General features: G+C 70.2%; 10 protein-coding genes. 2 read left to right on the top strand and 8 right to left on the bottom strand.

Going from position 1 to position 7,611, the window contains the following annotated elements; genetic code table 11:
- Positions 1 to 129 precede the first annotated feature (129 nt).
- A complete protein-coding gene (locus OOT08_RS07760; RefSeq protein WP_325092025.1) occupies positions 130 to 1,104 on the top strand; it encodes a C-terminal binding protein in 975 nt (324 codons plus the stop codon).
- Positions 1,105 to 1,193: 89 nt separating this feature from the next.
- Here OOT08_RS07760 and OOT08_RS07755 read toward each other — a convergent pair whose 3' ends face one another.
- The 7 genes from OOT08_RS07755 to OOT08_RS07725 form a co-directional block, all read right to left on the bottom strand.
- On the bottom strand, positions 1,194 to 2,012 hold the full coding sequence (locus OOT08_RS07755) for a TrmH family RNA methyltransferase (protein WP_325092024.1): 819 nt from the start codon (positions 2,010 to 2,012) through the stop codon (positions 1,194 to 1,196).
- Between the two features lie 16 nt (positions 2,013 to 2,028).
- Positions 2,029 to 2,727, bottom strand: coding sequence for a phosphoribosylformylglycinamidine synthase subunit PurQ (purQ, locus tag OOT08_RS07750; RefSeq protein WP_325092023.1), 699 nt, complete (start codon positions 2,725 to 2,727; stop codon positions 2,029 to 2,031).
- A complete protein-coding gene (gene purS / locus OOT08_RS07745; protein WP_325092022.1) occupies positions 2,727 to 2,981 on the bottom strand; it encodes a phosphoribosylformylglycinamidine synthase subunit PurS in 255 nt (84 codons plus the stop codon). Before purS ends, purQ begins: the two co-directional genes overlap by 1 nt.
- 113 nt (positions 2,982 to 3,094) lie before the next feature.
- Complete coding sequence (locus tag OOT08_RS07740; protein WP_325092021.1) at positions 3,095 to 3,301, bottom strand: DUF5302 domain-containing protein; 207 nt, start codon at positions 3,299 to 3,301, stop codon at positions 3,095 to 3,097.
- Positions 3,302 to 3,392: 91 nt separating this feature from the next.
- Positions 3,393 to 4,286, bottom strand: coding sequence for a VOC family protein (locus OOT08_RS07735; protein WP_325092020.1), 894 nt, complete (start codon positions 4,284 to 4,286; stop codon positions 3,393 to 3,395).
- Between the two features lie 49 nt (positions 4,287 to 4,335).
- Positions 4,336 to 4,749, bottom strand: coding sequence for a hypothetical protein (locus OOT08_RS07730; protein ID WP_325092019.1), 414 nt, complete (start codon positions 4,747 to 4,749; stop codon positions 4,336 to 4,338).
- Positions 4,750 to 4,790: 41 nt separating this feature from the next.
- On the bottom strand, positions 4,791 to 5,678 hold the full coding sequence (locus OOT08_RS07725; RefSeq protein ID WP_325092018.1) for a phosphoribosylaminoimidazolesuccinocarboxamide synthase: 888 nt from the start codon (positions 5,676 to 5,678) through the stop codon (positions 4,791 to 4,793).
- Between the two features lie 79 nt (positions 5,679 to 5,757).
- Here OOT08_RS07725 and OOT08_RS07720 point away from each other — a divergent pair, with 79 nt between their 5' ends.
- On the top strand, positions 5,758 to 6,183 hold the full coding sequence (locus OOT08_RS07720) for an SRPBCC family protein (protein WP_325092017.1): 426 nt from the start codon (positions 5,758 to 5,760) through the stop codon (positions 6,181 to 6,183).
- 105 nt (positions 6,184 to 6,288) lie between these two features.
- Here OOT08_RS07720 and purD read toward each other — a convergent pair whose 3' ends face one another.
- Complete coding sequence (gene purD, locus OOT08_RS07715; RefSeq protein WP_325092016.1) at positions 6,289 to 7,536, bottom strand: phosphoribosylamine--glycine ligase; 1,248 nt, start codon at positions 7,534 to 7,536, stop codon at positions 6,289 to 6,291.
- Positions 7,537 to 7,611 lie beyond the last annotated feature (75 nt).

The raw sequence follows: 7,611 nt of genomic DNA, 5'->3' as shown, positions 1-7,611 counted from the left end.
TGCCGATGCCCGAGCTGGCCCCGGTGATGAGAGCGAAACGTTGAGTCATACCGTAGACGCTATAGCATTTTTCGGGAGAATGCCCGTCCTGGCTTGGTTCGGATTGCTAGATGCTATAGCATTTTGAGCATGCAGAATGAATTTGTGCTCCTCACGGACAGCGATCTTCCCGGCACCGCCGCCGCGGACACCCTTGCCGCCGCCGGGATTCGCTCGGCGCTCGCCCAGTCCCGAGACGCCGGGGCCCTCATCGACGCCGGGCGCGAGGCGACGGCGCTCGTGGTCCAGTGGGCGCCGATCACCGCGGAGGTGATGGACGGCATGCCGAACCTGCGCATGATCAGCCGCCTCGGCATCGGCTACGACATGATCGACGTCGCCGCGGCGACCGAGCGCGGCATCCTCGTGGCAAACACGCCGACCTACTGCGTCGAGGAGGTCGCCACGCACACCGTGGCAATGATTCTGACCCAGGCCCGGGGCCTCGCGGCATATGACCGCGCGGTTCGCGCCGGGGTCTGGTCGGCGGTGTCCGCGGTCCCCATGTCCGTGCGCCCCTCGGCGAGCACGGTCGCGGTCATCGGCTACGGCCGAATTGGCCGGATGGTCGCGGCCTCGCTGTCCGCAATCGGCTTCCGGGTCCTCGTCTCGGATCCCTTCCTGGACGAGGCCGCGGCGCGAGCTGCCGGACACGAGCCGGCTGCGCTCGCAGCGGCCCTCGCGGGAGCGGACCTGGTCACCCTGCACGCGCCGCTCACCGCGGAGACCAAGCACATGATCAACCGGGAGACAATCGCCACCATGCGCCCCGGGGCGGTGATCGTCAACACGTGCCGCGGGCCGCTCATCGACGAGAACGCTCTCGCCGAATCCATCGCCGCGGGTCACCTGGGCGGTGCCGCGCTCGACGTGTTCGCGGAGGAGCCCCTGCCGGACACGAGCCCCCTGCGGACCCTAGACCGGGTCCTGCTGACCCCGCACGCCGCCTGGTACTCGCGGGAGGCCCTCGCGGATCTCCCCGTGCACGCGGCGAACAACGTGGTCGACTTCTTTGCGGGGCGGGATGTTCCCGCGGTCGTGAACCCACAGGCCACCCGGCGCTAGCCGGGGTCCGAGGAAATCGGGGCGGAGGTCAGGGCCGGGGGGACCGGGCCTCCGCTGGATCCTCCTGGCGGCAATCCCCCGCGCCAGGGTCAGGCGGGGTGAGCTCCGGCGAGGGCCCAGAGTGCGACCGCGCTGGCCGCTGCGACGTTGAGCGAATCGACGCCGTGGTGCATGGGGATCGTGAGGACGGAGTCGGCGGCGGCGGTCGCCTCGGCGGTGATGCCGGGACCCTCCTCGCCGAGAACGATCGCGAGGCGTTCCGGGCGGCGCGCGGCGAACGCTCGCAGATCCACGGCGTCGTCCGTGAGGTCGAGCGTGGCCAGGTGGAAGCCGGCCGTGCGCAACTGCGCTCGGGTGGTGTGCCAGTCGCCCATCCGCGTCCAGGGCACCTGGAGCGTCGCGGCCATGCTGACCCGAATCGCGCGCCGGTAGAAGGGGTCGCTGCAGCGCTCGGTGACGAGCACGGCGTCCGCGCCGATGCCCGCGACGGAGCGGAAGATCGCGCCGACGTTCGTCGGATCGGCCACGTTCTCGATGATGACGACGGTGCGTGCCCCGTCCAGCACCTCGGCGACGCTCGGCAACGCCGGGCGGTCCAGCGAGAGAACCAGCCCGCGGTGCAGGTGGTAGCCGGTGAGCTCGGCGAGCCGCTCATCCGGGGCCGTGAAGATGGGGGTCCCGGGGTGCCCGGCGAGCACGTCCCTGGCCTCGTCGAGGGCCCCCGGCAGGGCGAGCGCCGCGCGGGGGGAGTGCCCGAGGCGCAGGGCCCGGCGGGCGACCTGGGCCGACTCGGCAAGGTAAATGCCGTGCTCGGTCTTTTGGTCGTGCCGGAGCCCCACGTCGGTGCGCCGCGAGAAATCGCGCAGGCGCGGGTCGTCGAGGCCCTCGACCTCGATGACGGTGGGCATGGTGCGGGGCCGCAGCCTAGGCCGCGGTCGCGAACTGGGCGATGACGCTGGTGAAGAACGGGAGGCCGTCCTCGCCGGAGCGCATGGCCTCGGGGGTGTTCGGGCCGAAGCCCGGCTCGACCGCGTGCTCGGGGTGCGGCATCAGGCCGACCACGTTGCCCGCGGCGTTTGTGAGGCCCGCGATGTCGTTCAGGGAACCGTTCGGGTTCACGCCGACGTAGCGGAAGGCCACGCGGCCCTCGCCCTCGAGCATCTTCAGCGTCTCGGCGTCGCACTGGTAGCCGCCGTCGGCGTTCTTCAGGGGGATGATGATTTCCTGGTCCTGGGCGAAGTGGCTGGTGAACGCGGTGTTCGTGTTCTCGACGCGCAGCTTCTGGTCGCGGCGGATGAACTGCTGGTGGGCGTTGCGCAGCAGGCCGCCGGGGAGCAGTTTCGCCTCCACGAGCATCTGGAAGCCGTTGCAAATGCCGAGCACGGGCATGCCCTTGCCGGCCTGCTCGACGACGTCGGTCATGATCGGCGAGAACGCGGCGATGGCGCCCGCGCGCAGGTAGTCCCCGTAGCTAAAGCCGCCGGGCAGTACGATCGCGTCGACGCCCTTCAGGTCGTGGTCGCCGTGCCAGAGGGAAACGGCCTCGGCCCCGGCGATCTCAATGGCGCGGATCGCGTCCCGGTCGTCGAGCGAGCCGGGGAAGGTGATGACGCCGATCTTCATTAGTCGGCCTCGGGGTAGGTGATCGAGACGACGTCTTCGATGACCTGGTTGGAGAGGATGCCCTCGGCGATCTCCTGCACCTCGGCGCGGATCTCGTCGGTGATCGGGCCGTCGACGGTCAGCTCGAAGCGCTTCCCGATGCGGACGTTGGTGAACTGGCCCTTGCCGAGGCGGTCGAGGGCGCCGGTGGTGGCCTTGCCCTGCGGGTCAAGCAGCTCGGCCTTGGGCATAACTTCTACGACGATGGTGGACACCGGGTGACTCCAGAAAGGTGGTAGGCGGCGCGCCAGGTCCGACGCACCGTCCCATCCTATCGCGGGGATTCGCGGCCCGGAGCCGCCGCACGGGCGGCGGCTCCGGGATCGAATCAGCCGCCGCTCTTGCGGCGGAACTCGCGCTGCTGCACGGGGCCGGAGGAGCTGCCGCGAACGGCGCCCTTCCCGTCCAGGTTGGCCTGGCCGCCCTGGTTCTTTGCGTTCTTCTTGGCGAGCGCCTCGCGGAACTTCGCCCGCATGTCCTCCGCGGGAGCCTCGGACTGCTCCGGGCGCTCCGATTCATTCTCTGTCGATGACACGGGTGTCCTCTTTTCGTCGTGACCGCCCGCCCGGGAACCGGACGGCGTCTCTCCCAGTCTAGGGCGGGCTGCCCGGAAGGTCACGGCGTCGTCAGCTGGCCGACCCCGAAGCCTGCACGCGGATGCGGTTCGCCCAGGGGTCCAGGAAGCTGAGCTCGCGCCCGTCGTGGCCGTGCGGGAGGCCGCGCGCGCTGAGGCGCTCGGCGAGCGCGCTGAGCGCGTCCTCGTCGGCGACGTCGATGACGACCTCGCCGAGGCCGAGGGCCGGGCTGCGCTCGGCCGCTCCCCGGCTCTCCCAGGTGTTCATGCCGAGGTGGTGGTGGTAGCCGCCCGCGGCCACAAAGAGGGCCTGGCTGCCGTATTCGGCGGTCACCTCGAAGCCGAGCGTGTCCACGTAGAAGGCGCGTGCGGTCGCGAGATCGCCCACCTTGAGGTGCACGTGCCCGACGCTCGCCGCGGTGTCCGCGACGGACTCAGCCCCCTCCTGCGTGAGGTGCTCGCGGAGGAACTGGTTCGGGTCGAGCCAGTTCGTCGCCATCTGGACGCGGTCCGACTGCCATGTCCAGGCGTCTCGCGGCCGGTCCCAGTACAGCTCGACCCCGTTGCCCTCGGGGTCATCGAAGTACAGGGCCTCGGAGACGAGGTGGTCACTTGAGCCGGTGAAGGAGCGCGCGAAGTTGCGCGCCAGCGAGTACACGGAGGAGGCGAGCTCGCTCTGCTGCGGGTAGAGGAAAGCCGTGTGATACAGCCCGGCTGCTCCCGACGGGGCGTGGGCGAGGGAACCGTCCTGGTTGAGGATCATGGCGGGAACGCCCTGCCGGCCGAGGGTGGCCGTGTGGCCCCGCTGGTCAAGGACGGCGAGGCCGACGCCGCGCTGATAAAAATCGATCATCGCGTCCAGGTCGTGGACGGCGAGGGTGACGGCTCCCATGCCCGTGCTGGCGGGAAGGAGGTCGTGCTGGGTGCGTGCGGGGGTGGCGGTCATGGGGGCTCCGAATCGTTCGGGGCCAGTCTACGCCGAATTGCTTGACGCTTCAAGTAGTTGTTGTGGGGCCCGTCTGCTCGCGGTGGAGTCGGCGCAGCCACCGGGTCATCAGGATGGGCACGGCCACGGTCGCGACCGCGCTGAGGAAGCCCGCGACGGGGGCAACGCTTTGGTTGAGGCTCCGGCGACCGCCGCGCACCGGGAGAACCTCGGGCGTGACCAGGCACACCCAGGCGAAGCACGCGAGAGACGCCGTGAAAGCAACGGTCGCAAGTATGAGGGGCAGCGGGTGGTATGACCGCCGAACGATTGGCAGGGAAAACAGGAACATGCCGATGCACATCAGCCCGCCGCCAAAGCCAATCATCCGCGAGGGGTTCCCGGTCTTCAGTGCCGTGGCCAGCAGGAGCAACCCCATGGCGCCCGAAATGATCAGGATCAGGGCCGCCGTGAGCGGTTTCATCGGGCGAGGGGGAAACGGCGGCCGGCCCTCCGGCGCGGCAGTCATGAGGCCGGGGCCGCTTCGCCGGTCAGCCGGGTGAACAGCTCCCGGTAGCGGCCGAGAGTCCGCGCAACGATCTCGGCGGGCAGCTCGGGCGGGGTGCCGGTCTGGTCCCAGTTCGCGGCGAGCCAGTCGCGCACGATCTGCTTGTCGAAGCTCGCCATCCGTTCCTTCGCGGTCGCGCCGGTTCGGTACCCCTCGGCGTCCCAGTAGCGGCTCGAATCGCTGGTGAGGACCTCGTCCGCCAGGGTCAGCACGCCGGTGCTCGGGTCGAAACCAAACTCAAACTTCGTGTCAGCGAGCAGGAGGCCGCGCTCCTCGGCGATCCGGCTGGCCTCGGCGAACAGCCGAAGCGAGGTGTCGCGGAGCGCCGTCGCGGTTTCCTCGCCGACGATCTCAACGGATCGCTCGAAGCTGATGTTTTCGTCGTGATCCCCGAGCTCGGCCTTGAACGCCGGGGTAAAGATCGGCTCTGGCAGGCGGTCCCCGTCCGCGAGGCCGGCGGGCAGCGCGATGCCGCACACCTCGCCCGTGGCCAGATATTCCTGATAGCCGCTGCCCGTGAGGTAGCCGCGCACCACGCACTCGATCGGCACCATGTCGAGGGTGCGCGTGACCATGGCCCGCTCGGCCACGGCCGCGGGGGCCTCGCCCTCGGCGAAGTGATTGGGGACGTCCAGGGTGGCGAACCACCAGTTGGACAGGGCCGTCAGGAGGGCCCCCTTGCCCGTGATTGCGGGCTCCAGAACGAAGTCAAAGGCGCTGACGCGGTCACTCGCGACGAGCAGCAGGCGGTCATCGCCGGGGGCGTCGGCGCGATACAGATCGCGCACCTTGCCGGAGTAGAAATGGGTCCAACCGGGCAGGGCGGGGGCGGAATTCGTGGTCACCCGGCTATTCTGCCACCTCCGGAGACACTCCCATAGCCGGTTCAGACGGTGCATACTAGGCTATTGGGGGAGGTGCAGGATGATTCCGGTTGGACCAGTGACGGTACGACGGCGCCTCGACGCGTCCAGAGAGCGGGTGTGGTTTGCCCTGGCCGACCCCGAGATCCGCGCCACCTGGTGGCCCGATCTCAGCTTTGAGCTGACCAGCGGCGGCGCGCTCCGTGAGTTCTGGGAGGAAGCGGGCCTGAGCCGCGACGCGGCCGGGAAGATCGACGTGCTCGTCGTCGGCCACGCGCTCGGCTTCGCCTGGAGCGAGTCCGGCGACCGAAGCCAGACCCGGGTGCTCATCTCACTCGTCTCGGACAGCGGCGAAACGATTCTGACGATCGCGGAGACCGGTTTTGACGTGTTTCCCGATGCCGCGCACCGGGTCCGCGCCTCGCACGAGGCCTGGGAAGCGCACCTCGACGACCTGCAGGACGCGCTCGCCGAAGGCCTGGCCTAGCCGCTGGGCGCGGCCCCGTTTCGCCCGGGGCCGCCGTCGCGACTTCCCCGCCGCCGGGACGACCCTGGCCGCCCCGGCGAATCCGCGCCCGTGCGGGCACGCTGCTTAGGCGACGCGCTCGGCGATGTCCGTCCGGAACTGGCCGCCCTCGAGGCCGATCAGGGCGATCGCCTCGTAGGCGCGTTCCCGGGCCGCGGCGAAGCTCTCGGCGCGAGCCACGACGCTGAGCACGCGGCCGCCCGTGGCGAACCAGCGGCCGTCGCGCTCCTCGGTGGCCGCGTGCACGAGCTGCACGCCGGGCACCGCCGCGGCCTCGACGAGGCCCGTGAGCTCGCGACCGGTGACGGGCGACTCCGGGTAGTTCTCGCTCGCGAGCACCACGGTGACCGCGACGTCCTCTGCGACGTCGAGCGGCTCGTGCGCGCTCAGGGTGCCGGTCGCGGCGGCCAGCAGCGCGGCGCTCAGCGGGGAATCGAGGCGGGGCAGCACGACCTGGGTCTCCGGGTCGCCGAAGCGGGCGTTGAACTCGATGACGCGGATCCCGGCCTCGGGCAGGATGAGACCGCAGTAGAGCAGCCCGATGAACGGGGTTCCCTCGGCCTCGAGCTGGCGCACGGTCGGGATGGCGACGGTCTCGGTGACCTCGGCCACAAAGCCCTCGTCGAGCCAGGGCAGCGGCGAGTACGCGCCCATGCCGCCCGTATTGGGCCCCTCGTCGTTGTCGAAAATGCGCTTATAGTCTTGCGCGGGGGACAGGGGGAGCACGTTGTGGCCGTCCGCGAGGAAGAACAGGGACACCTCGGGGCCGTCCAGGAACTCCTCGATGAGCACCTCACCGTGTCGGATCCAGAACTCGACGTGCTCCAGCGCGGCGACGCGGTCCTCGGTCACGAGGACGCCCTTACCCGCGGCGAGGCCGTCGGCCTTGATGACGTAGGGGGCGCCGTACTCGTCGAGCACGGCTGCGGCGCCCTCGACGGAGTCAACCCGGGTCGCGCCGCCCGTGGGCACGCCCGCGGCCGACATGATCCGCTTCGCGAAGGTCTTCGAACCCTCAAGCTGGGCGGCAGCCTTGCCCGGGCCGAACACGGGGATCCCGCGCTCGCGGAGGGGGTCAGCGACCCCGGCCACCAGGGGGGCCTCCGGGCCGACCACGACGAGGTCGTAGCCGCTCTCGGTCACGAAGGAGAGCACCGCCTGCGGGTCGGTGATGTCCAGCGGCAGGCAGCGGGCATCGGCGGCGATGCCCGAGTTCCCCGGCGCGCAGACCAGCTCGTGGCCGGCGTTCTCCGCGGCGAGGGCTTTCACGATGGCGTGTTCGCGGGCGCCAGAGCCCAAAACAAGAATCTTCACCCCCTCAGGATAGCGACCGGGGCCGGGCTACGCTGGACGAGTGGCCAAAGCACGCATTCACGATTCCGAGGGTCG

It is taken from the genome of Leucobacter sp. M11, from assembly GCF_035726885.1.
Taxonomy (GTDB): domain Bacteria; phylum Actinomycetota; class Actinomycetes; order Actinomycetales; family Microbacteriaceae; genus JAPFRB01.
This window is presented reverse-complemented; position numbering and strand designations above follow the sequence as displayed.

Bases quoted from the DNA above. Each gene is read 5' to 3' on its own strand.
- OOT08_RS07760 (WP_325092025.1), top strand. From the start codon at position 130: ATGCAGAATGAATTTGTGCTCCTCACGGACAGCGATCTTCCCGGCACC.
- OOT08_RS07755 (WP_325092024.1), bottom strand. From the start codon at position 2,012: ATGCCCACCGTCATCGAGGTCGAGGGCCTCGACGACCCGCGCCTGCGC.
- purQ (WP_325092023.1), bottom strand. From the start codon at position 2,727: ATGAAGATCGGCGTCATCACCTTCCCCGGCTCGCTCGACGACCGGGAC.
- OOT08_RS07735 (WP_325092020.1), bottom strand. From the start codon at position 4,286: ATGACCGCCACCCCCGCACGCACCCAGCACGACCTCCTTCCCGCCAGC.
- OOT08_RS07730 (WP_325092019.1), bottom strand. From the start codon at position 4,749: ATGAAACCGCTCACGGCGGCCCTGATCCTGATCATTTCGGGCGCCATG.
- OOT08_RS07720 (WP_325092017.1), top strand. From the start codon at position 5,758: ATGATTCCGGTTGGACCAGTGACGGTACGACGGCGCCTCGACGCGTCC.